The following is a 24,997-nucleotide window of genomic DNA, read 5'->3' on the forward strand; positions in this document are numbered from 1 at the left end:
GAAAGGGTATGCGCTGGCTAACGGTCAGCGCCATCAGTGTCATCGTGATAACCGCCTTGCTAATCGGCGGTTTGCGCTTTCTATTGCCCAATATGGATATATTGCAAGCCCCATTGCGGCAATGGGTGTCTGAGCAAACCGGCTTTAGTGCGCAAGTGGAAGGCATTGCCGGCCAGTGGCGCAATCTAACGCCGTCATTGCAACTTGAAAACGTCGCGCTCGCCACCAGCGACAACGGCCCCCCGCTGTTAACCGCTCGTGCCATTAATTTGCAATTGGATGTCTCTGCCACCCTCATTCGGCGTCAGCCCGTCTTTTCTCATGTCACCCTCGATGGACTGGTGTTCGATACCGGTCAACTACCCGATAAAAACACCCAAGCGGGTGTGCGAGAGCGACTAGAAGACTTATTCTTGGCGCGGTTGGGACAATTTTCCATCCCCAATGCCAAGGTGATCCTGGTCACCCCTTCGCTGGAAACCCAAACACTGGTGATCAGTGACTTGTTTTGGCGCAATAACCAAGGTGAGCACCAGGTACAAGCCAGGCTTGGCATGCAAGGCACGCAACTCGATAAGGTGCGCGTGAATGCCGCTTTCCGCGAAACGGACGGCTTGAGTACGTTAACGGGCGACGTTTATTTGGCCAGTGAGGCGATGGATATTGCCCCTTGGCTGACGGAAAAGCTGACGCCATCCGCCACGATCAACACCGCGCGTTTAGACGCAAAAGCCTGGGTCAGGGTGGAGCAGGGGCGTGTCGACAATGGGCTGTTGTCGATTGATCATTTCGCGTTAGCGTGGCAAGAGGATGAGCACCAAGCGAAGCAATGGGCGATAAAAGACAGTCAGGTTCAGTGGCAGGCCGTCGATGAACAGACGTGGCGTCTCGACACGGATGGGCTATGGGTACAAACCGGCGCGACCACTCAGGCAGCGCTGTCACAGCTCTCTTGGCAGGGGGCGCTCGACAACTGGCGTCTCAATGCGGCGAATGTTGATATTGCCTCTTTACGGCCTTTGCTTGGGCTTGTCAGTCAATCGGCGCAACAGCACAGTGTGGCGGCTGCTTTATCGCCATCAGGCCAGATCCGTTCGTTGGCGTTGAGTAAAGCACCTGACGCCCCGTTGCGTTATCAAGCGACCCTGGATAAGGTTTCAGCCAAGCGCTGGGGCTATCTGCCTGCGTTCCAAGGCCTGAGTGTAACCCTCTCCGGGCAAGGCCAGCAAGGGCAAGCACAGCTTGAGCTTGGCGCACAATCCTTGCCTTACGGCGACTTTTTTCAAGCGCCGCTACCGCTTGAACACGGTGCGTTGACCCTCAATTGGCAGTCCACCAAACAAGGCTTGTCAGTATGGAGTGAGCAGGCAGTGGTTAAGGGGGCAGACGTGCAAGGCTCAGGCGCGTTTCGTCTGGATATTCCCTCAAAAGGCGCGCCTTTTTTGGCGTTATACGTGCAGGCCGACGTATCGGATGCTGGGCAGACATGGCGCTATCTCCCCACCCGGGCATTGCCTGACTCGTTAACCGATTACCTTTCTCGCGCCATTCAAGCCGGACGGGCCAAAGACAGTGAAATTCTTTGGTTTGGTGCCCTCGATGCGTTTCCTTACCAGGATCACAGCGGCATTTTTCAAGCCAAGGTACCGCTTCGCGGCGGGGCGTTTAGCTTTAACACCGCTTGGCCGACGTTGACGGAGCTCGACGCCCGTTTACTGTTTGAAAATGCGCGCTTAGCGATTGAGGGGGACCATGTTCGTTTGGGCGACGCCGTCAGTCGCCAAGTGCAAGCTGAGATTGCCGATATGACCCAGCCGGGCAGCGAACTCGATATTCACGCGTCATTGGCGGCAACCGGACCGGCTGTCCGCCAATACATGCTGGCGACGCCTTTAGTAGACACGGTGGGGGCGGCCTTGACTCATGTGCAAGTCGATGGGCTGGTTAATGCTAACCTCGGGCTCAATATCCCGCTCAATGGTGAGCAGCCTCATGCCGAAGGAAGGGTTCGCTTTACCGGCAACCAGATATCGATTCAGGCACCCGATATGCAACTGGATAACCTGTCCGGCGAGCTGGCCTTTAGCGACGACACCCTCACCACTCAGTCGATGCAGGCTCAATGGTTAGGGCAGCCCGTCAACCTCCAGTTTACGGGCGAAACCGTAGCGGCCGGGTATCAGCTTGACTTAGGTATGGATGCGGATTGGGATGTGGTGCCATTGCTGGACATGCTTTCGTTGCCACTTGACGCTTACCTGGCGGGCGGTGCACGTTGGCAGGCGGGGCTCGATTTAACCTTAAATGATACCGGTTTTGATTATCGGCTCGGTGTGGATGTCGATACCACGCCGCTGCAGTCGACGTTGCCCGCGCCACTTAACAAACCACGCTGGCAAAAAGGGCAGGCCCGTATCGAGGCGACCGGGAACAGTGAAGGCTTGACCGGGCGTGTGGCGCTTCCTGGTGTGAATTATCAAGCGCGCATCAATACCCAAGGCCGGCGTCCGCAGTTTACTGCCAGTCAATGGCAGATTGGTGAGCAAGGTAGCCGCTTATTGGCAACGCGTGGTCATCGTTTTGATCTAAAGCTTGAGCAACTCGATCTCGCGGCTTGGAAGCGAGTTTGGCAGCAGGCCAGCCAATCCTGGCCGAGCGGAAGCGGGCCATATCCTGCTTTACCCATGCCGCAGCGTATTAATGCCAAGATCGAGACGGTGAGAGCAGACCCTTTAGCGTTTCACGATGTGTCTTTAGCGGCGCGACACAAAGCCGAGGGCTGGGATCTGTTAATGGGCAGTCGTGAGCTAAGCGGGCAAGCCATGTGGCCGACACAGGGGCGCTTGAACGTTGAGATTGATCATTGGCATATCAATCGTCGGTTAACCGAGGACGAACAGACGACGGATAAGCCGCTTTTTGAACCTGTGGATACCCGGGCGAGTCCGGAAGAGAAAGCTTTGCTTGCTGCGATTCCGCCGACACACTTGGTGATTGAGGATCTGTGGTTGCAAGGGTATCGGCTAGGGCGCGTTGAGGCGGTACTCGATAAGAAAGCCTCACAGGTCGACCTGACTTCTCTGACGCTGGAGAGTGGGAAAAACCACGCGTCCATCAGCGGCCATTGGTTGATTGATGAGCAAGGCCATCATCAAACCGCGTTAACCCTCGCGCTAGGCGGGGAGAGTACGTCAGATCTCATGGGACGATTTGGTATCAGTGGCGGGATCCAAGATGCCAGCTTCACAACGCAAGCCTCGTTAGATTACGCGGGTCTGCCTTGGAAAGTCGATATTGCCAGCCTTAATGGTGATATCCGCTCTGATGTTAAAGACGGCTATATAAGCGGGGTGGGAGGCGCTGGGAAGCTGTTAGGGCTTTTCAGTCTCGACTCCATTCTGCGTAAAATTCAGCTCGATTTTTCGGGCGTATTTGAAGATGGTTTGGCCTTTGATGACATTACCGGGCGGGCTGTGATCACAAATGGCGTGGTTGTGACGGATAATATCCGCATGGATGGGATAGCCGGTGATATGGTTATTAAAGGGATTGCCAATTTGGTGACCAATCGCGTGAACGCCGATGTGCGGTTTACGCCGGATATTACCTCTGGGATCCCAGTATTAAGCGCATTTGCGGTCACGCCGCAGACGGCGCTGTATGTGTTAGCGGTCACCACCGCCATTTCACCCGTGGTGGACGTTTTCACCCAAGTCCGTTATCAAGTAAGCGGGCCGATAGGGACGCCTGATATCAGGGAAGTGTCGCGTGATAAAGAGGCACTCGCTTTGCCAGCCGACGCGACGGAACGATTGCGCCAACAAGCAGAAAACGCCAAGGAGTGAGCATGATGAAAGCAGGTGTTGTCCAGATGACATCCAGCGCCGATCCCAGCCACAACATGAAGGCATTGCAAGCCAGTTTACATCGGTTAAGCGAGCAAGGGGTGAAACTGGCTCTCACCCCAGAAAATGCCCTAGTGTTTGGCGGCAAACAAGATTATCAGCGCCATGCCGAGCGATTGGGTCATGGTCCACTGCAGCAACAGCTTGCCGAACTGGCCCATCATTACGACCTTTGGCTGGTGGTGGGCGCCTTTCCGATTCAAAACGACAATGGCATGTTAAGCAGTACGAGCTTGGTGTTTGACAACGCCGGACACTTGCGCGGCAGTTACGACAAATTGCACCTATTTGATGTAGAAGTGGCCGATGCCCACGGACGGTATTGCGAGTCTGACTACTTTGAGGCCGGTGACCGTCTCGCCACACTCGATACGCCCTTTGGCTGCCTTGGATTAAGTATCTGCTACGATGTTCGCTTTGCCCCCATGTATCAAGCGCTACGCGCCCAAGGTGCCGATATCATAACCGTGCCAGCGGCCTTTACCCGCGTGACCGGTCAAGCGCATTGGGAAACTTTGTTGCGGGCGCGAGCAATAGAAACCCAATGCTGGGTAATTGCGGCAGGGCAGTGTGGTGAGCATAGCAAAGGACGCCAAACTTGGGGACACTCGATGATCATCGATCCCTGGGGACAGGTCGTGGCGTCGCTGGGAAGTGAGCCCGGCGTGACCTGGGCTGAGCTTGATCTAAGCATGGGGGAATCCATTCGGCATAAGATGCCCGTACTGTCTCATACCCGGTTGCAAAGCCAACTGAAATAGCGCACCCTCGGCGCGTTATCTTTTTTCTCGGCTGCCGGCTCGGCAGCCACAACCAAGAGTAAACGAATGAGTCTGGAACAGGTCGAAGAAACCTTGCTGCGCCCGGCGGGCGTGAGTGAGTCGCAACTGCATGCGACACTGGCGCACCTGAGCGGTCGCCAGATTGACTACGGTGATATTTTCTTCCAATCCACCTGGCATGAATCCCTCGCCTTGGAAGACAGCATCATTAAAGACGGTTCATTTAATATCGACCGCGGGGTCGGTGTGAGAGCGATCAGCGGTGAAAAAACCGGATTTGCCTATTCGGATCAGCTCACCCCCGATGCCTTGATGCAAAGTGCCACTGCAGCACGCGGGATTGCCCCGGCTGGCGGGCAAGGCAAAGTGAGCGCGTTTTCTGCGGTGCACGCAAGGCCGTACTATGGTCCCATCGATCCGCTCGCGAGCCTAACACGTGAGCAGAAAATCGCTCTACTCAAAGAAATCGACAGCTACATCCGTGCCAAAGAACCACGGGTGAAAGAAGTGAATGCCAGCCTAAACGGCCTTTATGAGCAAGTGCTGGTGGCCGCCACCGATGGCACCTATGGCGCCGATATTCGTCCATTGGTTCGCTTGTCGGTTTCTGTATTGGTTGAACAAGATGGACGCCGTGAACGCGGCAGTGCGGGGGGCGGTGGCCGTTATGGCTATGATGTATTCTTGCAAGAGGATGCGGGTAAGTCACGCGCGCTGCAGTTTGCCGATGAAGCGATTCGCCTAGCCCTGGTCAACCTACGCGCCGACGCGGCACCGGCAGGCACCATGCCCGTGGTGTTGGGGGCTGGCTGGCCAGGCGTCTTATTGCATGAAGCGGTTGGACACGGCTTAGAAGGAGACTTTAACCGTAAAGAGTCATCGGTATTTACCGGTCGCCTTGGCGAGCAGGTCACCTCACCGCTGTGTACCATTGTTGATGATGGCACCATGAATGATCGCCGCGGCTCAATGAGCATCGATGATGAGGGGGTGCCGGGTCAGTACAATGTGTTAATCGAAAAGGGTGTGCTCAAAGGCTATATGCAAGATAAGCACAATGCCAGCCTCATGGGCGTCGCACCCACCGGTAATGGCCGTCGTGAGTCGTATGCGCATCTGCCGATGCCGCGGATGACCAATACCTACATGCTAGGCGGTGAAAGCTCGCCAGCGTCGATGATTGCCAGCGTGGAGCGTGGCTTATACGCGCCAAACTTTGGCGGCGGTCAGGTCGATATTACCTCGGGTAAGTTTGTATTCTCCACCTCAGAGGCTTACCTGATTGAAAACGGTGAACTGACCACGCCAGTGAAAGGGGCGACCTTAATTGGCAGCGGCGTCGAAGCGATGCAGCAAGTCTCGATGGTGGGGAATGATTTGGCCATCGATCCCGGTGTTGGGGTGTGTGGTAAAGCTGGGCAAAGTGTTCCAGTGGGGGTTGGACAGCCGACCTTGAAGCTGGATGCGATGACGGTCGGAGGCACTGAGTCCTAAGTCTGCACGCCAGTGCGGGGCACTGGCGTGGCAATTTACAGGCTTTGGTCGTAAAAGCTTTTGAGATACTGGAAAATCTCGCGATACGCCTTGGGCGGTTTGTTTTGCTGCTGCTCTTTTTTAGCCTGGCGTGCTAGCTGACGTAAACGTTGACGATCGGCATCAGGGTACTGCAACAGCACATCGCTAATCGCACTGTCGCCTTGGTCAATGATGCGGTCACGCAGTTGCTCAAGCTTGTGAAGCTCGACCGTTTGCTGAGCATGCTTATTTTGCAACTTATCAAGCGCTGCCTGAATCGGCTCAGGGTCACGAGAGCGCATAAGCTTGCCAACATATTGCAGTTGGCGACGGCGCGCTTCGTTCTTCAAGCGTTGGGCGTCTGTAATCGCGCTGAGCAAGTCATCGTCGAGCGGGAATTTTTCTAACACGGCTGGTTTGAGTTTGACCAGTGCTTCGCCAAGTTCTTGCAAGGCAAGCATATCGCGTTTCATCTCGGACTTGCTGACCCAGATGATCTCTTCCTCTTCCTCCCAGGGAGCGGGTTTATTTTTACGGCCCATGTTCAACCTCAGTGAGAATGTGCAATGACACGTATGTTAACAAGAAATGCGCCCAAACGCGGGCTTTTTTATCATAGGCGCGTGGCGCTGAGTGTGTCGAACTTGAATGCGAATCAAAAAGGTCAACTATGAGTGTGAAACAACAAGTCGCCGAGCAAGAGCAGCAACTTCGTCAAGCTGTCAGCCGTGCGCTCGACATGGCATCGGCCAAAAGTGACCAGGCGGAAGTGGCGATTACCAAAAGTACCGGCATCAGCGTCAGCTCGCGGATGGGCGAAGTCGAGAACGTGGAGTTCAATCAAGATGGTGCCCTTGGGATCACCGTTTACCGGGATCAGCGCAAAGGCAGCGCATCCACCACTGATTTGTCGGACAAAGCGATCGCGAAAACCGTTGAAGCGGCGCTTGAGATCGCAAGCTATACTTCGCCGGATCCTTTCGGAGGCCCAGCACCTAAAGCGTTAATGGCCTTTGACTATCCTGACCTCGATTTATTCTATCCCGATGAGCCCGAGCCGGATACCGCCGCCGCGTTGGCGATTGAAGCCGAGCAAGCGGCACTGAGCCATGACAGCCGAATCAAGTTCAGCGATGGTGCCAGCTATGACAGCCACTATGGGGTGCGTGTCTATGGCAATAGCCATGGCATGCTCGGCAGTTACCCTTCAAGCCGCCAAGCGCTAAGCTGCTCAGTGATAGCGGAGAGTGACGCAGGGATGGAGCGTGACATGAGCTACACGGTGGCACGGGACAAAGCGGACTTATGGACACCGGGCTTTGTGGGAGTCGAAGCGGCCAAACACGCTGTGGCGCGCTTAAACCCACGCAGTGTGGCGACATGCCAAGTGCCAGTGATGTTCGATCGCAGTGTGGCTACTGGGCTGTTTGGCCATTTGGTGATGGCGATCAGCGGTTCAGCGCTTTACCGCAAGTCCTCTTTCTTATTGGATAAGAAAGGCGAGCAGATCTTCCCAGATTGGCTCACCATCAACGAGTTACCCCATGTACGAAAAGGCGCCGCGAGTGCACCCTTTGATAGTGAAGGAGTGATCACACAAGACAGGCGCATCATTGAAAAGGGGGTATTAAACACCTATCTCGCCACCAGTTATGCCGCGCGTAAGCTAGGCATGGAACCAACCGGCCATGCCGGCGGCATTCACAACTGGTACGTGAGCCACACCGGTCAAGATGCCGATGCCATGCTAAAAACCTTAGGCACGGGGTTATTGGTGACTGAGTTGATGGGACAAGGGGTGAACCCAGTGACTGGCGATTACTCACGCGGTGCCGCCGGCTTTTGGGTGGAAAATGGTGAGATCCAATACCCGGTGAGCGGGATCACCATTGCCGGCAATCTCAATGAGATGTTTGCTAACATTGTCGCGATTGGTACCGATATCGAAACGCGCAGCCAAATTCAAACCGGCTCAGTGATCATTGATGGCATGAAGGTGGCCGGAGAGTAACGCCTCGGTCAGCCACCCATTCCTGACGGAGAGATCACCAAGCACGTGTATCGTGCTTGGTGTTTTTTTATCCGGCGATAAAGGCGAGTAACAGCACACCCAATACCAAGCGGTAGATCACGAAGGGTAACATGCCCACCCGTGTCACCAGCTTTAAAAAGGCGTGAATACACGCGTAAGCACTGACAAACGACACCAATAGCCCAACACCGATCGCATCCATGGCCACCGGCTCTGGGCTGGTCGCCAATTGCAGCCCCAGATAGGAGCCTGCGAGGGTAATGATAGGAATCGACATCAAAAACGAAAATCGTGCCGCGGCTTCGCGCGTATAACCGAGCATTAATGCCGCAGTGATTGTGGCGCCTGAGCGCGACGTCCCAGGAATTAAGGCAAGGGCTTGCGCCACACCTATCAGTACGGCGCGGTAGGGCGTGGTTTGATACTCATCGCATGTTTGGGTCGCTTTGCGATCCGCCCACCACAATAAGCCACCAAAAATCAGTGTGGTTGCCGCGATTACCCAGGCCGCACGCAGGTAAAGCTCGATCACGTCTTTTAAAAACAAACCGGCCACACACGCAGGGATCGTGGCTAAGACGATCATCCATGCCAACTGGCTATCCGAGCTGTGCTCACCTTTGAGCGAGGCAAAAAAGGCTTTAAGGAGATTCCACACTTCACGGCGAAAATACCCCACCACTGCGGCCAGTGTGCCGACGTGTACAGCAACATCAAAGGCAAGGCCCTGATCGGCCCAGCCAAAAAGCTGTGAAGGCAGAATAAGGTGCGCGGAGCTAGAAATAGGAAGAAACTCGGTTAATCCTTGAATCAAGGCCAAAAAAAAGGCTTCAAAGAGGCTCATGGTGCTTAAATATCCTTCAAATACGTCGGCGTCTCAATCGGCCATAGTGGTTGATCTTGGTCAAAGGCTTGCCAAAGCTGGGCGAACGTCCGGCCATCGCCAGGAATGGCTTGGTCAGGGCAGAGCTCGGCGAGTGGCCACAGGGTAAAGGCAAATTTGTAGATATCATTGCGTGGCAACGTTGGCCCTTTTGCCTGGCAGTGTTCGCCAAAGGTGAGTAGGTCTATGTCTATGGTGCGATCGCGGCATTTGGGGTCGTTGCGCTCTCTTCCTTGTTGCGATTCAATGTCACGAACGGCTTGCCAAAAGTCGTGCAACGGAAGCGAGGTGTGAAGCTCGGCAATCAGGTTGTAAAAGTGAGGGCCTTCAAATCCGACTGGTTCGGCTTCAAAAATGCGGGAAAAGCGGCAGTGTGGGTCAAGCTGGCGCAAGGCTTTAACGGCCTGTTCGATGTGATAATCGCGCTCGATATTAGAGCCGATACTAAGTAATGCTTGTGTCACCGTGTGCCTCGCTCTATGACTACACCCACGTTACGAGCCTGAGCGACTGCGCCTGGCTTGGCCACCCGCACTCTAATCCAGCTGACGCCAAACTGGGTTTGAATTAATTGAGCAACCTCTTCCGCCACGCGTTCGATCAACGCACAGCGGCTGGCCTGTACATGGGCGATAACCGCCTCACTGATACTGGCATAATCAAGCGCTAGCGACACGTCATCCTGCTGGGCGGCGGGTTGATTATCGTGCGCCATTTCAATATCGAACACCAACTTTTGCTGGATGGTTTGTTCCCAATCGTAGACACCGATAGTGGTGTACACGTCGAGTTGCTCTATGAATACGGAATCCATGTTTTTTCACACTCCGTGACAGGTCGGATACCACTGTGGTAAGAAAGTTCGTATTATTGGATGTGTTCATTGACAGATGGATACGCAATGCGTTCCGATCCATGATAGGTTTATCGATGAACGTCGGCGCACTATAGCAACGAATGCGGCACAAACTCTAGGGATTTCACATGACTGCACTGGCCATTGCCATCATCATCGCTGCCTACTTACTTGGCTCTGTGTCCAGTGCCGTGTTGGTTTGTCGCGCGTTTGGCTTGCCAGACCCAAGAGATCAAGGGTCGAAAAACCCAGGGGCGACGAACGTTTATCGTCTCGGTGGGCGCTTTGCCGCGGCCTGGGTGCTGCTGTGTGATATGCTAAAAGGGATGATCCCCGTTTGGCTAAGCTACCTGATTGGCATTAATCCATTTCTACTGGGCCTTATCGCCATTGCGGCCTGTCTAGGACATATTTACCCGGTCTTTTTCCATTTCCGTGGCGGCAAAGGGGTGGCGACCGCACTGGGCGCCATGGCCCCGATTGGTTTGAGCTTAACTGGCCTGCTGGTGGTGACCTGGGGGTTGGTGCTTGTGTTGACGGGCTACTCGTCACTCAGTGCGATTGTGACAGCGATCGTCGCCCCGCTATTTACCTGGTGGATAAAGCCGCAATTTACCATGCCCGTTGCCATGCTTTCGTGTTTGATTTTGTTTCGTCACTACGACAATATCCGGCGCTTGCTGGATGGTGATGAAAAACCTGTGCTTCTTGGTTGGTGGCGACGTTAGCGACGGGTGAGAGGCAGGTTACGCTAGCGCGTTCGAAGCAAAAAAGGCAGCCTCAGGCTGCCTTTTGTCTGTCTGGTTTGACCAACGACTATGCGTCGGTTTCGACCGCGGCAAGCGTGTCGAGTGGCCAACGTGGCTGGGCTTTTACACCGAGACCCAGATGCTCGCCGTTTTTAAGCCGCTGCATGCCCGCATAAGCGATCATTGCGCCATTATCGGTACAAAACTCAGGACGAGGATAGAACACATCGCCGCCGCGCTTTTGCGTCAGCGCCTCCAGCTTTTCCCGTAAATGACGGTTGGCACTCACGCCGCCCGCGACCACTAAGCGATTCAGACCGCACTGATCGAGCGCTCGCTTACACTTAATAGCTAAGGTATCGACCACGGCATCTTGAAACGCATAAGCAATATCGGCGCGCGTTTGTTCGTCCGTCTCATTAGCGGCGATGGTATTGGCGGCAAAGGTTTTTAAACCGGAGAAGCTAAAGTCTAACCCGGGGCGATCGGTCATCGGGCGTGGAAAAGTAAAACGGCCGTGGGTGCCGTTTTCTGCCAATTTCGACAGCAAGGGGCCACCGGGATAATCGAGATTCATCAGTTTGGCCGTTTTATCAAACGCCTCACCGGCGGCGTCGTCAATTGACTCACCAAGAATGCGATATTGACCAATCCCTTTCACTTCGACCAGCTGTGTATGGCCGCCAGAGACCAATAGAGCAATAAATGGAAAAGGCGGCGGGTTGTCTTCTAGCATCGGGGCGAGAAGGTGACCTTCCATATGGTGAACGCCCACCGCGGGGACTTGCCATGCATAGGCCAGACTGCGTCCAATGGTTGAGCCAACCAGCAAGGCACCGACTAGGCCGGGGCCCGCGGTATAAGCAATGCCATCAATCTGAGCGGGGGTGAGATTGGCCTCCGCCATGGCCGCTTTAATCAGCGGCAAGGTTTTTTTAACATGATCGCGCGAGGCAAGTTCAGGCACCACGCCACCGTAATCAGCGTGAAGCTTGACTTGGCTGTAAAGTTTATGTGACAGCAGGCCTGCTTGGTCGTCGTAGATGGCGACGCCGGTTTCGTCACAAGATGTCTCTATGCCTAGAATGCGCATCATAACCTCAGAATAACAGCCGATAGATGGAGTACTTACAGTCATGCTTCACGTATTATTGTGATGACCAAAGCGAAGAAGACAGTGTCAGCGCAGGCTGACCGTGCGCGCAATCTTACATGGCTTAGAAGTAATTCGCCAGATGCGCTTTACAATCACCCCCTATTCGGATTAGAATTTCGCACCATTTTTAATCAAGGCTGGCCAATTGTTCGCCAGCAGTAACTGACAACCCCCGAGGTGAAAGGCACATGCCAGTAGTTAAAGTACGTGAAAACGAACCATTTGACGTAGCACTGCGTCGCTTTAAGCGCTCTTGTGAGAAAGCCGGTATTCTTTCTGAAGTTCGTCGTCGTGAGAACTATGAAAAGCCAACGACCGTTCGCAAACGCGCTAAAGCTGCCGCTCAGAAGCGTCACCTGAAGAAGTTGGCCCGCGAAAACCAACGCCGCGTACGTCTGTACTAATAAAGACAGATTCAGGAAGGTGCTATGGAATTGCTTGAACGTCTAAAAGACGCCCAAAAAACGGCGATGAAACAAAAAGACAAGGCGCGTCTCGGGACGCTTCGCCTTGTGATGGCAGCGATTAAACAGCAAGAAGTGGATACCCGTCAGTCGCTTAGCGACGAAGCTATCCTGGCTGTGCTGACCAAAAATGTGAAGCAGCGCCGTGATTCCGTAGCCCAGTACCAAGCAGCCGGTCGTGATGATCTTGCCGAGACAGAGCTTGCCGAGATTGCGGTGATAGAAGAATTTCTACCCCAACCGTTAAGCGATGACGAGGTCGATGCATTGGTGAAAGCAGCGGTTGAGAAAGCCGGTGCATCGTCAATGCAAGACATGGGCAAAGTAATGGGGGTATTAAAACCTCAGGTTCAAGGCCGTGCTGATATGGGAAAAGTAAGCCAGCGTGTTAAAGCACACCTAGGCTAGTCTTTTCCCACTCTATAACAAGCCGTGCTTTCCTTATTTGGACGGCGCGGCTTGTTTGCTTCTCTCCCTATAAATTTCAGGTTATGGCAGGCAGAATCCCGCGCGCATTCATTGATGACTTGCTTTCACGTCTCGACATCGTTGAGATCATTGATGCACGGGTCAAGCTCAAGAAAAAAGGCAAAAACTACAGTGCCTGTTGCCCTTTCCATAACGAAAAGACGCCTTCATTCAGTGTAAGCCAAGACAAGCAGTTTTATCACTGCTTCGGATGTGGTGTGCACGGCAATGCTATCGACTTTGTGATGGAATTCGAGCGACTGGAGTTTCCTGATGCCATCGAAGAGCTCGCCAGCACCTTAGGCTTAGAGGTACCTCGTGAGCAAACCGGGGGCGGCAACACGCGTCCGAGTATGCCCAGTGATGACAAGCGTCAGATCTACGAGATGATGGAAGCCATTGCGCGTACCTACAGTGGCGAACTACGCACTGATGCGGGGCAAGTGGCCATTGATTACCTCAAACAGCGTGGTCTATCCGGCGAAGTAGTTAAGCAATTTGGTATTGGCTTTGTCCCGGATAAATGGGACACCATTAAGCGCCGCTTTGGTCGCAATCAAGCTGATATTCGTCAGTTGCTCACCGCTGGCATGTTGATTGAGAACGATAACGGCCATAGCTACGACAGATTCCGTGGCCGCGTGATGTTCCCAATCCGTGATCGCCGTGGGCGAGTAATCGGTTTTGGTGGCCGTGTATTAGGGGATGGCACCCCCAAATACCTTAACTCGCCAGAAACGCCGATTTTCCATAAAGGGCGTGAGCTATACGGCTTGTATGAGGTGATGCAACGCTATCGCCATCCCGAGCGTATACTCGTGGTAGAAGGGTACATGGACGTGGTCGCGTTGGCGCAATTTGGCGTGGATTATGCGGTGGCCTCCTTGGGCACCTCGACCACGGGCGAACATATTCAAACCCTTTTCCGGCAAACCGGTACTATACTGTGTTGCTACGACGGCGATAGAGCAGGACGCGATGCCGCTTGGCGGGCGATGGAGCAAGCGCTGCCTTATATCCACGATGGCCGCCAGTTAAAATTTATGTTTTTGCCTGACGGTGACGATCCGGACTCTATCATCCGCCAAGAAGGCAAAGAAGGGTTTGAGCAGCGTCTGGGCGAGGCGCAGAGTTTATCGACCTTTATGTTTACCACCTTGCTCAAGCAGGTGGATACCAGTAGCCAAGAGGGGAAAGCCAAGCTGGCGAATTTGGCGGTGCCGCTGATTGAAAAGGTGCCGGGTGATACCTTGCGGCTTTACTTGCGTAATACTCTGGGACAGAAGCTGGGGATTATGGATGATCATCAGCTTGATACCCTGATTCGTCGTCAGGGTCAGCCGGTGAAAGTGCATGGTCAACAGGACATTAAGCGCACGCCGATGCGTGAGGTGATTGCGCTGTTAGTGCAGTACCCCAAACTCGGCCAAGAAGTGCCGCCGTTGCCATCGGCCGATACCATTGATTTACCCGGGTTAGCGTTGTTAAACCCCATCCTTGAGATTTGCCGACAGCGCCCCCATATCACTACCGGTCAGTTGCTAGAGCACTGGCGGGGAACCAAGCAAGAAGCCTTGCTAGCCCGGTTGGCTGGCTGGGATCTACATGTTGACGATGAAAATGCGTCAGAACTTTTTTGCGATTCACTGGATAAAATACTCGCCCAGTGTGTCGAACAACAAATAGCCAAGTTGCAAGCGAAGTCAAATACCGTCGGCTTATCAGTCGAAGAGAAGCGGGAACTGATGCTACTGATACAGAGCCAGTCCGTTTAGAAAGTAGCCAGCAAAGGTGACATTTGTTAAAATTGGCGGTTTGCGTTTCCGCATACTAAATTCTTCACTCAGACCCGAAGTTGGATATCGTCTATGGATCAAAATCCGCAGTCACAGCTGAAGTTGCTTGTCGCAAAAGGCAAGGAGCAAGGCTATCTGACCTATGCCGAAGTTAATGACCACCTCCCGGAAGACATTGTCGATTCCGACCAAATAGAAGACATCATTCAGATGATTAACGACATGGGCATTCAAGTGGTGGAATCCGCCCCTGATGCCGATGAGCTAATGATGTCAGAAACCGTGGCCGACGAAGACGCAGCCGAAGAAGCGGCGGCGGCACTTTCTAGCGTGGAGAGTGAAATCGGTCGCACCACGGATCCTGTTCGCATGTATATGCGAGAAATGGGCACGGTTGAGCTGTTGACCCGTGAGGGTGAGATCGATATCGCCAAGCGTATCGAAGACGGCATCAACCAGGTGCAGTGTTCGGTGGCAGAATATCCGGCCTCGATTGCCTCACTGCTTGATCAGTTCGATAAAGTGGAAGCGGAAGAGCTTCGCTTAACCGACATTATTTCTGGTTTCATCGATCCAGACCAGGATGACGTCGCGCCCACGGCGACCCATATCGGCTCCGAGCTCAGCGAAAAAGAGCTTGATGACGAAGATGATGAAGACGAAGAAAAAGACGATACCGACGAAGACGATGAGAGTGATGAAGATGTTGGTATCGATCCTGAACTGGCGCGTGAGAAGTTCAGCGAGCTTCGTCGTACCTATGCGGCGATGGAAACCGCGATCCAACAGTACGGTCGTTATGATGAGCGTACTAAAGCGTCGATCGATGCGCTGTCTGAAACGTTTAAGCAGTTCCGTCTGATCCCCAAGCAGTTTGATCGTCTGGTTAATGACATGCGTCAAACCATGGACAAGGTGCGCACCCAAGAGCGTTTGGTGATGCGTCTTTGTGTCGACCAGGCCAAAATGCCGAAGAAAACCTTCGTGCAACTGTTTGCGGGCAATGAGTCATCGGATGCCTGGATTGACGAAGCGCTGAACTCTGGCAAGCCTTACGCAGAGCGTGTGGCGCGTTACGAAGAAGATCTTCGCCGCTGTGTGCAGAAGCTGAAGATTATCGAAGAAGAGACGGGCTTGTCGGTCGAGCGGATCAAAGACATCAGTCGTCGCATGTCTATCGGTGAAGCGAAAGCACGCCGTGCGAAAAAAGAAATGGTTGAGGCCAACCTACGTCTGGTTATTTCGATTGCTAAGAAATACACCAACCGTGGTCTACAGTTCTTGGACCTTATCCAGGAAGGTAACATTGGCTTGATGAAAGCGGTCGATAAGTTTGAATATCGCCGTGGCTATAAGTTCTCAACCTATGCGACCTGGTGGATCCGTCAGGCAATCACGCGCTCGATTGCTGACCAAGCGCGAACCATCCGTATTCCGGTGCACATGATTGAGACCATCAACAAGCTCAACCGTATTTCGCGTCAGATGCTTCAGGAAATGGGCCGAGAGCCGTTGCCTGAAGAGCTGGCTGAACGGATGTTGATGCCGGAAGACAAAATTCGCAAGGTATTGAAGATCGCTAAAGAGCCGATCTCGATGGAAACCCCAATTGGTGATGACGAAGATTCACACCTGGGTGACTTTATCGAGGACACCACCTTGGAGCTACCGATGGATTCGGCGACGTCGAACAATCTTAAGATGGCGACCAATGATGTGCTGGCCGGTCTGACACCGCGTGAAGCGAAAGTCCTGCGTATGCGCTTTGGTATTGAAATGAATACCGACCATACCCTGGAAGAAGTGGGTAAGCAGTTTGATGTGACCCGTGAACGTATTCGTCAGATTGAGGCGAAAGCGCTGCGTAAGTTACGTCACCCAAGCCGCTCTGAGACATTGCGTAGTTTCTTGGACGAGTAATGACGCGGTTCCAAGCTATCCAATGAGAAAGGCGAGCCAGGTGGCTCGCCTTTTTTATACGACAGAGGCTAAGTAATAAATAAGGTAGCCAGCCCCAAAAAGGCGAGCAGACCGACCACATCGGTGACCGTGGTTAGTGCCATCCCCCCCGCCAATGCCGGATCGATGTTGTACTTTTTCAGCAACGTCGGTATCGCTACCCCAGCAATACCTGCGACAAACAGGTTAACCATCATCGCGCCTGAGATGATCAAGCCCAGCTCAATATTGCCTTTCCATAACACCACCACACCGCCAATGATCATCGACCACACTAGTCCGTTAATCATGCCGACAGTGGCTTCTTTGGCCAATAGCCAGCGGGTGTTGGAATCACCAATATGGCCAACGGCCAGACCGCGAATCACCAAGGCGACGGTCTGGTTACCGGCCACACCGCCCATGGAGGGGACAATGGTCATCAACACCGCAATCGCCGCCATTTTATCCAGGGTCCCTTCAAACATGTTGGACACCGAGGCCGCGGTTAACGCTGCCAACACATTGATCCCTAGCCAAATACTACGGCGGCGCGCACTTTTAAACGCGGGGGCAAAGGTGTCTTCCTCGTCATCAAGACCTGCCATGCTCATCATCGAGTGTTCAGCGTCTTCGCGAATAATGTCCACCACATCATCAATGGTGATCCGACCAACCAAGTGATTATGCTCATCCACCACGGGCGCAGAGACCCAATTACGGCGTTCAAACAAGCTAGCGACATCCCCGTCGTCCATGGTGACACTGATCGCTTCATCCGGGGCATCCATGATGTCAGCGATATCGGTATCCGGCTGGTTAACCAACAGGGCACTGATCGGCAAGTTACCAATCAAGCGGCCGTTGGGGTCGATCACATACAGGGTATCTGTGGTGTCGGGTAACTCACCGCGCATCCGCAAATAGCGCAATACCACATCCACGGTGACATCATCACGGATAGTGATGACGTCCGTATTCATGATCCCGCCAGCGGACTCCTCGGGGTAAGAAAGGGCTTGCTGTACCCGCGTCCTGTCTTGGGCGTCCATTTCCGCCAGCACGTCTTGGGACACGTCTTGCGGTAGGCTGCGGAGCAAGTAAGCCACATCATCGGTTTCCATCCCCTCCGTCGCTGCCGCGAGCTGGTCAGGGGCCATGCGAACCATGATGCCGTCTTTCACATCTTCTGATAGCTCATCAAGGATCTCACCTTGATCTTCAGGATCGGTGAGCTGCCAAAGCACTAGACGGCCTTTCGGTGGAGAGGCCTCTAAAAGGTGTGCTATGTCTTCTGGCTCCATGTCCTCGAGCATACGGCGTACGCGAACGAACATCCCTTGCTCGAGCAATTGAGTGACTTCTTGGAGCCGTTGGTGGGTTAGGTTACTTTGTTCTTGTTCTAGTGTTTCTGCCATCGGCCACTCCCCCAAATGCAATGACTAAAATTCTAACCCAATCAGGGGAGTCTGTCGCATGACAAATCGGTTATCGGCGGGATTTAGCGCGATTCAACGCGCTGGTCTGCGCAGTGGCATAGAAGGGGAGACGATTAGCTGTCTTCGTCGAAGCCGGCTTCAAATAATGCTTTCACGGCATCGAGAGCAGGCGATGCTTGTGGGCCAGTGGCTGAAACGGTAATGGTTTCACCTTGCGCCGATTCCAGCATCAGCATCGCCATCACACTGTCAGCCGTTGCGGATTTATCCGCGCTTTGCAGTATCACATCAGCATCATAATCTTGCATCAGTTCCACTAATTTGATCGCCGCGCGCGCATGCAAGCCTAAGCGGTTACGAATACACACTTGAGCCGACATCGAGGTCACTGTTTTTGCTCCAAGGTACGGTGACGTGTTTGCACTTGCTCGCCCAGCTCCTGAAAATAATCCGATAAGTATTGCGCGACATACACCGAGCGGTGTTTGCCCCCAGTACAGCCAATCGCCACGGTGACATAACTACGGTTGTTATTTTTAAGCGCAGGTAACCAAGACTCGAGAAACCCTTTAATCTGCGCCACTAACATGGCCACGTCAGGCTGGGCGGCAAGAAACATACGCACCGGTTTTTCCAAGCCAGTATGAGGGCGGAGCGCGGGCTCCCAGTGTGGATTGGGGAGAAAGCGAACATCAAACACATAATCGGCATCGGCAGGCAAGCCATGTTTAAAGCCAAAAGATTCAAACACCATCACCAAATCACTACTGGTGCGACCTAGCACCAATGAACGGACGGACTCACTTAAGTCGTGAATCGACAAGCCCGTGGTGTTAATCACCCGATCGGCGTGCTCTTTAATCGGTGCCATCTGCTGACGCTCGGCCAAAATGGCTTGCTCTAAAGAAAGGTTTTGGCGAGACAGTGGATGCAACCGACGTGTTTCACTGAAGCGTTTAATCAGATCTTTATCGTCGGCGTCTAAATAGTACACAGTGACATCGCAGATGTCGCGCAGCGCCGCCAAGGTGTCGGCAACCGGTTCTTTAGCGTTAGGGAAATTGCGAATATCGAGACTGACCGCAATCTTGGCGTCCACATCGTCTTGAGAGACCACAAAGTCACGCAGTAAGTTGACGGGCAGGTTATCAACGCAGTAATAGCCAAGATCTTCCAGCACCCGCAATGCCACTGACTTTCCTGAGCCGGAACGGCCACTAACAATTTTTAGCATCATAGTTCGCTCCCGTCAGCATTGCCCATTATTGGGTAATGATATTGTACAGCTCTTGGTCTGAATTAGCATTGCGCAGTTGACGACACAGCTTTTTGTCATTCAACTTCTCGGCAATCGCGGACAGGGTTTGCAGGTGTACCTTGCACTGTTCGTCGGGCACCAGTAGCGCGAACAGCAGATCGACAGGCCGTTTGTCCACCGCATCAAACTCAATGGGCTGGGCGCATTGTAGCAGCACCCCCACGGCATGTTGGCTATCGAGTGTGCGACCATGGGGAATGGCAATCCCCGCTCCTATGCCGGTCGTCCCCAGCTTTTCGCGACTTAGCATGCATTCAAACAAGGTTTGTGCGTTGGTGCCTAGCTTGTCCGCAGCAACCTGGCTGATAATTTCCAGTGCGCGTTTCTTGCTAGAGCAGTGGACGGCACTGCGGGTGCAGTCCACTGACAGTACTTCTTTCAGTTCCATAGCTTAGTGCTGTTTGAGCTTTTCTTTGTGTTTACTCAGTTGCTTGACCAGCTTATCGGTCAGCCCATCGATGGCCGCATACATATCATGCGATTGTGCTTTTGCATGGATCTCCCCGTTGTTGACGTGGAGCGTTGCTTCTGCAATCTGGTCGAGCTTTTGGACATTCAGTACAACATGGACATTATTAATGTGCTCGAAAAAGCGCTCGAGTTTAGCAAACTTGGTCTCCACATACTCGCGTAGTGGTGGCGTGACGTCGACAGACTGTCCGGTCAGATTGATTTGCATACACACTTTCCTTCTGTTGAGGCGCCTATAGTAGACGCTTACGCTGGTTTGACGGTGCAATACCTAGAGATTCTCGGTATTTAGCAATGGTCCGTCGTGCAACTTTAATGCCTTGCTCGGCCAGCAATGTGGCAATCTTACTGTCGCTGAGCGGTTTGTTAGCCGGCTCGTCAGCGACCAATTTTTTGATCAGTGCGCGAATCGCCGTGGATGAGCACTCGCCGCCATTGTCGGTACTGACATGACTAGAGAAAAAGTATTTCAGCTCGAAAATACCGCGTGGCGTATGCATGAACTTTTGGGTGGTCACACGGGAGATGGTCGATTCATGCATATCGACATCCAAGGCGATGTCGTTAAGTACCATCGGCTTCATGGCCTCTTCCCCATACTCAAAGAAGTCATGCTGATGTTCGACAATACAGCGCGCTACCTTCAGCAAGGTGTCATTGCGGCTCTCGAGGCTTTTGATCAGCCACTTGGCTTCTTGCAGGTGTGAGCGAATAAACTGGCTATCAGAAGGGCTACACCCATTACGGCCATAGGCGGCGTATTGCTCATTCACTTTTAGTTTGGGCACACTATCTGGGTTGATTTGAACCACCCACTGACCTTGATGCTTAAATACGGAGACATCAGGGACGACGTATTCGGCCTCGTTGGTCACAATCAAGTTACCTGGGCGTGGCTCGAGGCTATGAATCAATTGCATCACTGATTTAAGCTCAGGCTCTTTTAGCCGGGTTTCACGCATCAACTGGCGATAATCACGGTTGGCGAGCAAGTCCATGTGTTCGGTGAGCACCTTCCGCGCGTCGTCCAGCCAAGGGGTATCGGCGTCGTAGGTGGCCAGTTGCAGCATCAAGCACTCTTGCAGTGTGCGAGAGGCAACGCCTAGGGGATCAAAATGCTGCACGCGTTTGAGCACCGCTTCGACTTCGTCAAGTTCAATCTCTTCGCTGCCTAAGCTATCGAGGATCTCTTCGGTACTCACTGACAAGTAACCTTGATCGTCCACCGCATCAATGATCGCCATCGCAATCACCTGATCGTTTTCCGAAAAAGGCGTCAGCTCGAGCTGCCATTTTAAGTAGTCGTAAAGCGTTTGGGTGGTTTCGCCTTGATAAACCGGTTGGTCGTCGTATCCGCTGGCACCTGCGCCCGTGTTGCCCGTGCCAGCCGAGTAGAGATGATCCCAGGTAGTATCGACCGGGAGATCGTCTGGCATTTCGTTCTTTTCAAACGCGTCAGAGGTTTCCATGGTGTCGGCGCTGGCGGTTGCAGTTTCTTGTGCGTCCGCGTCTTTATCATGGGATGGCTCGTGCTGAGTGGCCTCTTGCTCTTGGCCCTCGTCATGCTCTAACAGCGGGTTACTTTCCAACGCTTCTTGGATTTCCTGTTGCAAGTCCAGCGTCGACAGTTGCAACAGACGGATCGCCTGTTGCAACTGCGGTGTCATTGCGAGTTGTTGTCCAAGCTTAAGCTGAAGCGTGGGTTTCATAGAGGCGGTACACCTTTCCTTATTTCAACGACCGAAGAGGTTAAAAACGCTTGCTCTGGCTAACAGGGCAAGCGCTCTTTAGTAACTATAGCCTTGATTGGCAGTTTGTAGCGTGAGCCAGTCCACTATATTTTATCCGAACACGCTCACCAAGCTGGCATGATCGGGCGCACTAGAGTTTGAATTGATCACCCAAATAGACCCGTTTGACATGCTCATCATTAAGCACTTCATCAGGGGTGCCGTGTGCAATCAAGTGTCCTTGGCTGACAATGTAAGCATGTTCACAGACACTGAGCGTTTCGCGCACATTGTGGTCGGTGATCAGTACGCCTAAGCCACGATCACGTAAATGCTCGATGATTTTCTTAATATCGATCACCGATATCGGATCGACCCCGGCAAAGGGCTCATCCAGCAAAATAAATTTCGGATTGGCGGCCAATGCACGCGCGATTTCTACCCGACGGCGTTCACCGCCGGATAAGGCCATCCCCAAGCTGTCACGGATATGCTGGATATTAAACTCATCGAGCAAATCTTCTGCCTTGTCTTGGCGCTCTTCTTTGCTTAGCGACTTACGGGTTTGTAGCACGGCCATCAGGTTATCGTAGACGCTCAGCTTACGAAATATCGACGCCTCTTGTGGCAAGTAGCCGATCCCCAAGCGTGAGCGGTTATGCATCGGCTGAATGCTGATGTCTTTGTCATCGATATAGATGGCCCCTTCGTCACGAGCGACCAAGCCGACAATCATGTAAAACGAGGTGGTTTTACCCGCACCGTTAGGGCCTAAAAGACCAACAATTTCACCGGATTTCACTTCTAAGCTGACATCGGCGACCACCTTTCGCCCTTTATAACTTTTGGCCAGATTGGCCGCTGTGAGTGTTGCCATGTCGCCTCTTATTGCTCGTCTGACGTTGATGCATCCTGAGAGGATGACGACTTGGTGCTCGGCTGCAAAATCGTGGTGACGCGTTTGGTGCTATCACTTTCTGCCACAAGCTGTTGCTTGTCGATTTCATAGGTGATCACGTTGCCTTCCACCTGATTGCCACTTTGCTCAAGCATCGCATTGGTCGACATTTTAAGAAATTCATTGCCCACTTCGTAGCGCAGCTTGTTGGCTTCGCCATGAATCTCTTTGCCATCGTCCATGGTTTGCTCAAACGTGGCCGGCTTGCCATAGGCTTCGATGGTTTCATCCCCCTCTTGGCCCTCCGGGCGAATCACGATCAGTTTATCAGCCAAGATTTTAATGCTGCCTTGGGTCAGGACCACATTCTGGGTAAAGGTCACCGTGTTGGTGGCCATATCCAGGTGCTGGCTTTCTGACTCTATATAAATAGGTTGCTCAGTATCACTGCTTAGAGCCAGTGAGTAATGCGACAGTAGCAACATGGCACCTGCCAGCGCTTTAACGAGGGGTCGTTTCATATCGGCCTCTAACATCGTCTAACAATTCCATCTGGTGGTTACCGAAATTTCCTTTCACCCGTTGACCTTTGGTTTGAAAACGGGTGCCGGTGATCGTCGTCGGACTCTCAGACCAAAAATCTCGCGTGGTGAGATTCAAGGTCACCGAATCAGTGGCTACCGAATCTATTTGTGCATTCGGTAGTAGGTTAAAAATGCGCACGTTGCCCGTCATGGTCAACAGGTGGTCATCGGACAATATTGCGTAGTCTGCACTCACCCGCCACTCTTCCTCTGTGCCTGCTTTGTACGTCCACAGAACGGGCTCATTAAAGTGGGTTTCATCAATCTTGGCATAATGCTCAAGATGCTTGGCGTGTACGGTGTAGCTGCGCACACCATCCGCATCATATTGCACAGTTTGGATCGCTTCGCCAGTAAAAAGCGGCTTTTCGGCATCAGGGGTAACCTGTTGTACTTGCTGCCAGCCATGCTGAACCAATAGATAGTAACCGCTTACGCTACAAAGCACGACCAATAGAAGCAGGCCAAGCCGCCGGATCATAAACTCAAGCCCTTGTGTTGGTCGAGTTCACCACGCGCCTCTAACATGAGATCGCACACTTCACGCACGGCGCCGAAGCCACCGCCTGTTTGCGTGACAAAGTGCGCGCGACGCTTAAGGAGTGGATGACCATCCGCGACACAGCAGGCAAGCCCGACTTTCTCCATCACCGGCCAATCAATTAAGTCATCGCCCATATAGGCGGTGTGTGCGGGTAAAACATCAACATGGCGGCACAAGTCTTGATACGCCGAAAGTTTATCACTTTGTCCTTGATAAACATGTTGGACACCGAGGGCGTGCATGCGGTTCGCGACAATCTGCGATTGGCGGCCTGTGATCACCGCGACCTCGATGCCGGCATTCATGATCGATTTGATGCCATACCCATCACGGGTATGAAATGCTTTGAGCTCTTCACCCTGATTGCCCATGTATACGCGGCCATCGGAGAAGACACCGTCAATATCGCAAATCAGCAGTTTTATCGCCGCCGCACGTTGAAAAACGTCGGCAGCCACAGGGCCATAGAGGGTGTCAATCACAGTGGAGGCCATTAGATAACTCCGGCTTTTAAAAGGTCATGCATGTTAAGGGCGCCGAGCAGCTGGCCGTTTTTAGCAACCAGCAGTCCGTTAATTTTACGCTCTTCCATGAGTTTGAGTCCTTCTGCCGCGAGCAGTTCCGGTTCAATGGTGACCGGGTTTGTCGACATCACTGAGCCAATGGTGGTGGTATGCAGGTCAATGCGCATATCCAGCAAGCGGCGCAAATCGCCATCGGTAAACACGCCCGTCAGTTGCCCGTGGCTATCAACAATCGCTGTCATGCCTAGGCCTTTTTCTGACACCTCTAAAAGCGCATCACGGACGGTGGCGGAGTCCTCAACCACGGGTAAGCGCTCGTCTTGGTGCATTAAATCACTGATACGTAATAATAGCTTACGCCCCAGTGCGCCGCCGGGGTGGGAGAGGGCAAAGTCGTTCGCGGTAAAGCCTCTGGCTTGCATCAACGCCATCGCGAGGGCATCGCCCATCACTAAGGTGGCGGTGGTGCTGGAGGTGGGGGCCAAGGCCAATGGGCAGGCTTCTTGCGGGACATGAATATTAAGATTCACTTTCGCGAGCTGACCCATGCTGGAATTAGGGTTGCCGGTCATACAGACCAATGGGATCCCGAGGCGTTTAATCACGGGCAGCAAGGTTAAGATTTCACCGGCTTCCCCCGAGTTGGAAATGGCCAGTACCACATCACCTTGGTTTATCATTCCCAGATCGCCGTGGCTGGCTTCCCCTGGGTGGACAAAAAACGCCGGTGTGCCCGTGCTCGCCAATGTCGCGGCAATTTTTTTACCAATATGACCGGATTTACCCATGCCCATGACCACGACCTTGCCGGTGGCGTGCAAAATAAGCTCGCATGCGGCCTCGAAGTGGGCATCAATTGCCGTTTTTAGCTGCGCAATCGCGTCTTGCTCAATGTTGAGCACATCAAGCCCTGCGCGGCGAAAATCAAAACTGTAATCACTCATA

24 protein-coding genes and 1 pseudogene are annotated in these 24,997 nt (G+C 53.2%); 9 read left to right on the top strand and 16 right to left on the bottom strand.

Annotated features, from left to right (window positions below; all coding sequences use genetic code 11):
- The first annotated feature begins 8 nt into the window (after nt 1-8).
- The 3 genes from C7A19_RS08340 to tldD all read left to right on the top strand — a co-directional run bounded on the left by C7A19_RS08340 (nt 9) and on the right by tldD (nt 6,181).
- Nucleotides 9-3,845: a YhdP family protein gene (locus tag C7A19_RS08340; RefSeq protein ID WP_162300260.1), complete on the top strand. Its 3,837-nt coding sequence runs from the start codon at nt 9-11 to the stop codon at nt 3,843-3,845.
- Between the two features lie 2 nt (nt 3,846-3,847).
- A complete protein-coding gene (locus tag C7A19_RS08345) occupies nt 3,848-4,666 on the top strand; it encodes a carbon-nitrogen hydrolase family protein (RefSeq protein ID WP_077649959.1) in 819 nt (272 codons plus the stop codon).
- Between the two features lie 66 nt (nt 4,667-4,732).
- Nucleotides 4,733-6,181, top strand: coding sequence for a metalloprotease TldD (tldD, locus tag C7A19_RS08350; protein WP_077659034.1), 1,449 nt, complete (start codon nt 4,733-4,735; stop codon nt 6,179-6,181).
- Nucleotides 6,182-6,216: 35 nt separating this feature from the next.
- On the opposite strand, the gene yjgA is transcribed toward tldD, so the two are convergent.
- Nucleotides 6,217-6,744: a ribosome biogenesis factor YjgA gene (gene yjgA, locus C7A19_RS08355; RefSeq protein ID WP_046073894.1), complete on the bottom strand. Its 528-nt coding sequence runs from the start codon at nt 6,742-6,744 to the stop codon at nt 6,217-6,219.
- 128 nt (nt 6,745-6,872) lie between these two features.
- Here yjgA and pmbA point away from each other — a divergent pair, with 128 nt between their 5' ends.
- Nucleotides 6,873-8,213 carry a metalloprotease PmbA gene (pmbA, locus tag C7A19_RS08360; RefSeq protein WP_116644686.1) on the top strand — a complete coding sequence of 447 codons (1,341 nt, stop codon included), beginning with the start codon at nt 6,873-6,875 and terminating at the stop codon, nt 8,211-8,213.
- 67 nt (nt 8,214-8,280) lie between these two features.
- Here the strand turns inward: pmbA and C7A19_RS08365 are convergent, their stop codons facing one another.
- From C7A19_RS08365 to folB, 3 genes are read right to left on the bottom strand one after another with little or no spacing between them, the layout of a single operon-like run.
- Nucleotides 8,281-9,078, bottom strand: coding sequence for an undecaprenyl-diphosphate phosphatase (locus tag C7A19_RS08365; protein ID WP_077600026.1), 798 nt, complete (start codon nt 9,076-9,078; stop codon nt 8,281-8,283).
- 5 nt (nt 9,079-9,083) lie between these two features.
- A complete protein-coding gene (folK, locus tag C7A19_RS08370) occupies nt 9,084-9,581 on the bottom strand; it encodes a 2-amino-4-hydroxy-6-hydroxymethyldihydropteridine diphosphokinase (protein ID WP_077600027.1) in 498 nt (165 codons plus the stop codon).
- Nucleotides 9,578-9,931, bottom strand: a complete 354-nt coding sequence (gene folB, locus C7A19_RS08375; RefSeq protein ID WP_077457709.1) for a dihydroneopterin aldolase — start codon at nt 9,929-9,931, stop codon at nt 9,578-9,580. Before folB ends, folK begins: the two co-directional genes overlap by 4 nt.
- Nucleotides 9,932-10,101: 170 nt before the next feature.
- On the opposite strand from folB, the gene plsY reads away from it, so the two are divergent.
- Nucleotides 10,102-10,701 carry a glycerol-3-phosphate 1-O-acyltransferase PlsY gene (gene plsY / locus C7A19_RS08380; RefSeq protein WP_077457707.1) on the top strand — a complete coding sequence of 200 codons (600 nt, stop codon included), beginning with the start codon at nt 10,102-10,104 and terminating at the stop codon, nt 10,699-10,701.
- Nucleotides 10,702-10,789: 88 nt separating this feature from the next.
- On the opposite strand, the gene tsaD is transcribed toward plsY, so the two are convergent.
- The gene (gene tsaD, locus C7A19_RS08385) at nt 10,790-11,815 is read right to left on the bottom strand and encodes a tRNA (adenosine(37)-N6)-threonylcarbamoyltransferase complex transferase subunit TsaD (protein WP_069363298.1); all 1,026 of its coding nucleotides are present in this window, start codon (nt 11,813-11,815) and stop codon (nt 10,790-10,792) included.
- 251 nt (nt 11,816-12,066) lie between these two features.
- On the opposite strand from tsaD, the gene rpsU reads away from it, so the two are divergent.
- From rpsU to rpoD, 4 genes and pseudogenes are all read left to right on the top strand, one after another.
- Nucleotides 12,067-12,282 (top strand): 30S ribosomal protein S21, encoded by a 216-nt coding sequence (gene rpsU / locus C7A19_RS08390; protein WP_046073901.1) that lies wholly within the window; start codon nt 12,067-12,069, stop codon nt 12,280-12,282.
- 24 nt (nt 12,283-12,306) lie between these two features.
- The gene (locus tag C7A19_RS08395) at nt 12,307-12,750 is read left to right on the top strand and encodes a GatB/YqeY domain-containing protein (RefSeq protein WP_069363299.1); all 444 of its coding nucleotides are present in this window, start codon (nt 12,307-12,309) and stop codon (nt 12,748-12,750) included.
- A gap of 83 nt (nt 12,751-12,833) precedes the next feature.
- On the top strand, nt 12,834-14,585 hold the full coding sequence (gene dnaG / locus C7A19_RS08400) for a DNA primase (RefSeq protein ID WP_069363300.1): 1,752 nt from the start codon (nt 12,834-12,836) through the stop codon (nt 14,583-14,585).
- A gap of 63 nt (nt 14,586-14,648) precedes the next feature.
- A pseudogene (gene rpoD / locus C7A19_RS08405) lies at nt 14,649-16,526 on the top strand (RNA polymerase sigma factor RpoD); the annotation flags it as partial.
- 68 nt (nt 16,527-16,594) lie between these two features.
- Here the strand turns inward: rpoD and mgtE are convergent.
- The 11 genes from mgtE to C7A19_RS08460 all read right to left on the bottom strand — a co-directional run bounded on the left by mgtE (nt 16,595) and on the right by C7A19_RS08460 (nt 24,996).
- Nucleotides 16,595-17,962 (bottom strand): magnesium transporter, encoded by a 1,368-nt coding sequence (gene mgtE, locus C7A19_RS08410; protein WP_069363302.1) that lies wholly within the window; start codon nt 17,960-17,962, stop codon nt 16,595-16,597.
- Nucleotides 17,963-18,096: 134 nt separating this feature from the next.
- A complete protein-coding gene (locus C7A19_RS08415; RefSeq protein ID WP_116644687.1) occupies nt 18,097-18,372 on the bottom strand; it encodes an HPr family phosphocarrier protein in 276 nt (91 codons plus the stop codon).
- Complete coding sequence (gene rapZ / locus C7A19_RS08420; RefSeq protein WP_069363304.1) at nt 18,369-19,220, bottom strand: RNase adapter RapZ; 852 nt, start codon at nt 19,218-19,220, stop codon at nt 18,369-18,371. The genes C7A19_RS08415 and rapZ overlap by 4 nt, the downstream gene beginning before the upstream one ends.
- A 25-nt stretch (nt 19,221-19,245) precedes the next feature.
- Complete coding sequence (gene ptsN / locus C7A19_RS08425) at nt 19,246-19,689, bottom strand: PTS IIA-like nitrogen regulatory protein PtsN (protein ID WP_069363305.1); 444 nt, start codon at nt 19,687-19,689, stop codon at nt 19,246-19,248.
- A 3-nt stretch (nt 19,690-19,692) separates the two neighbouring features.
- Complete coding sequence (gene hpf, locus C7A19_RS08430) at nt 19,693-19,980, bottom strand: ribosome hibernation promoting factor (RefSeq protein ID WP_046073909.1); 288 nt, start codon at nt 19,978-19,980, stop codon at nt 19,693-19,695.
- 25 nt (nt 19,981-20,005) lie between these two features.
- A complete protein-coding gene (locus tag C7A19_RS08435; protein WP_077457699.1) occupies nt 20,006-21,481 on the bottom strand; it encodes an RNA polymerase factor sigma-54 in 1,476 nt (491 codons plus the stop codon).
- Between the two features lie 172 nt (nt 21,482-21,653).
- Nucleotides 21,654-22,379, bottom strand: coding sequence for an LPS export ABC transporter ATP-binding protein (gene lptB, locus C7A19_RS08440; protein WP_046073911.1), 726 nt, complete (start codon nt 22,377-22,379; stop codon nt 21,654-21,656).
- An 8-nt stretch (nt 22,380-22,387) separates the two neighbouring features.
- A complete protein-coding gene (gene lptA / locus C7A19_RS08445; protein ID WP_046074202.1) occupies nt 22,388-22,921 on the bottom strand; it encodes a lipopolysaccharide transport periplasmic protein LptA in 534 nt (177 codons plus the stop codon).
- Nucleotides 22,902-23,465, bottom strand: coding sequence for an LPS export ABC transporter periplasmic protein LptC (lptC, locus tag C7A19_RS08450; RefSeq protein ID WP_069363307.1), 564 nt, complete (start codon nt 23,463-23,465; stop codon nt 22,902-22,904). Before lptC ends, lptA begins: the two co-directional genes overlap by 20 nt.
- The gene (kdsC, locus tag C7A19_RS08455; RefSeq protein ID WP_116644688.1) at nt 23,462-24,022 is read right to left on the bottom strand and encodes a 3-deoxy-manno-octulosonate-8-phosphatase KdsC; all 561 of its coding nucleotides are present in this window, start codon (nt 24,020-24,022) and stop codon (nt 23,462-23,464) included. The genes lptC and kdsC overlap by 4 nt, the downstream gene beginning before the upstream one ends.
- The gene (locus C7A19_RS08460; protein ID WP_116644689.1) at nt 24,022-24,996 is read right to left on the bottom strand and encodes a KpsF/GutQ family sugar-phosphate isomerase; all 975 of its coding nucleotides are present in this window, start codon (nt 24,994-24,996) and stop codon (nt 24,022-24,024) included. The genes kdsC and C7A19_RS08460 overlap by 1 nt, the downstream gene beginning before the upstream one ends.
- Nucleotide 24,997: the final 1 nt, after the last annotated feature.

This window comes from Salinivibrio sp. HTSP, from assembly GCF_003390965.1.
Lineage (GTDB): Bacteria > Pseudomonadota > Gammaproteobacteria > Enterobacterales > Vibrionaceae > Salinivibrio > Salinivibrio kushneri.

What these genes read in the sequence shown, in the direction of transcription:
- C7A19_RS08340 (WP_162300260.1), top strand. Translation starts at nt 9, where the DNA reads ATGCGCTGGCTAACGGTCAGCGCCATCAGTGTCATCGTGATAACCGCC.
- C7A19_RS08345 (WP_077649959.1), top strand. Translation starts at nt 3,848, where the DNA reads ATGATGAAAGCAGGTGTTGTCCAGATGACATCCAGCGCCGATCCCAGC.
- tldD (WP_077659034.1), top strand. Translation starts at nt 4,733, where the DNA reads ATGAGTCTGGAACAGGTCGAAGAAACCTTGCTGCGCCCGGCGGGCGTG.
- yjgA (WP_046073894.1), bottom strand. Translation starts at nt 6,744, where the DNA reads ATGGGCCGTAAAAATAAACCCGCTCCCTGGGAGGAAGAGGAAGAGATC.
- pmbA (WP_116644686.1), top strand. Translation starts at nt 6,873, where the DNA reads ATGAGTGTGAAACAACAAGTCGCCGAGCAAGAGCAGCAACTTCGTCAA.
- C7A19_RS08365 (WP_077600026.1), bottom strand. Translation starts at nt 9,078, where the DNA reads ATGAGCCTCTTTGAAGCCTTTTTTTTGGCCTTGATTCAAGGATTAACC.
- folB (WP_077457709.1), bottom strand. Translation starts at nt 9,931, where the DNA reads ATGGATTCCGTATTCATAGAGCAACTCGACGTGTACACCACTATCGGT.
- plsY (WP_077457707.1), top strand. Translation starts at nt 10,102, where the DNA reads ATGACTGCACTGGCCATTGCCATCATCATCGCTGCCTACTTACTTGGC.
- tsaD (WP_069363298.1), bottom strand. Translation starts at nt 11,815, where the DNA reads ATGCGCATTCTAGGCATAGAGACATCTTGTGACGAAACCGGCGTCGCC.
- rpsU (WP_046073901.1), top strand. Translation starts at nt 12,067, where the DNA reads ATGCCAGTAGTTAAAGTACGTGAAAACGAACCATTTGACGTAGCACTG.
- C7A19_RS08395 (WP_069363299.1), top strand. Translation starts at nt 12,307, where the DNA reads ATGGAATTGCTTGAACGTCTAAAAGACGCCCAAAAAACGGCGATGAAA.
- dnaG (WP_069363300.1), top strand. Translation starts at nt 12,834, where the DNA reads ATGGCAGGCAGAATCCCGCGCGCATTCATTGATGACTTGCTTTCACGT.
- mgtE (WP_069363302.1), bottom strand. Translation starts at nt 17,962, where the DNA reads ATGGCAGAAACACTAGAACAAGAACAAAGTAACCTAACCCACCAACGG.
- rapZ (WP_069363304.1), bottom strand. Translation starts at nt 19,220, where the DNA reads ATGATGCTAAAAATTGTTAGTGGCCGTTCCGGCTCAGGAAAGTCAGTG.
- ptsN (WP_069363305.1), bottom strand. Translation starts at nt 19,689, where the DNA reads ATGGAACTGAAAGAAGTACTGTCAGTGGACTGCACCCGCAGTGCCGTC.
- hpf (WP_046073909.1), bottom strand. Translation starts at nt 19,980, where the DNA reads ATGCAAATCAATCTGACCGGACAGTCTGTCGACGTCACGCCACCACTA.
- C7A19_RS08435 (WP_077457699.1), bottom strand. Translation starts at nt 21,481, where the DNA reads ATGAAACCCACGCTTCAGCTTAAGCTTGGACAACAACTCGCAATGACA.
- lptB (WP_046073911.1), bottom strand. Translation starts at nt 22,379, where the DNA reads ATGGCAACACTCACAGCGGCCAATCTGGCCAAAAGTTATAAAGGGCGA.
- lptA (WP_046074202.1), bottom strand. Translation starts at nt 22,921, where the DNA reads ATGAAACGACCCCTCGTTAAAGCGCTGGCAGGTGCCATGTTGCTACTG.
- lptC (WP_069363307.1), bottom strand. Translation starts at nt 23,465, where the DNA reads ATGATCCGGCGGCTTGGCCTGCTTCTATTGGTCGTGCTTTGTAGCGTA.
- kdsC (WP_116644688.1), bottom strand. Translation starts at nt 24,022, where the DNA reads ATGGCCTCCACTGTGATTGACACCCTCTATGGCCCTGTGGCTGCCGAC.
- C7A19_RS08460 (WP_116644689.1), bottom strand. Translation starts at nt 24,996, where the DNA reads ATGAGTGATTACAGTTTTGATTTTCGCCGCGCAGGGCTTGATGTGCTC.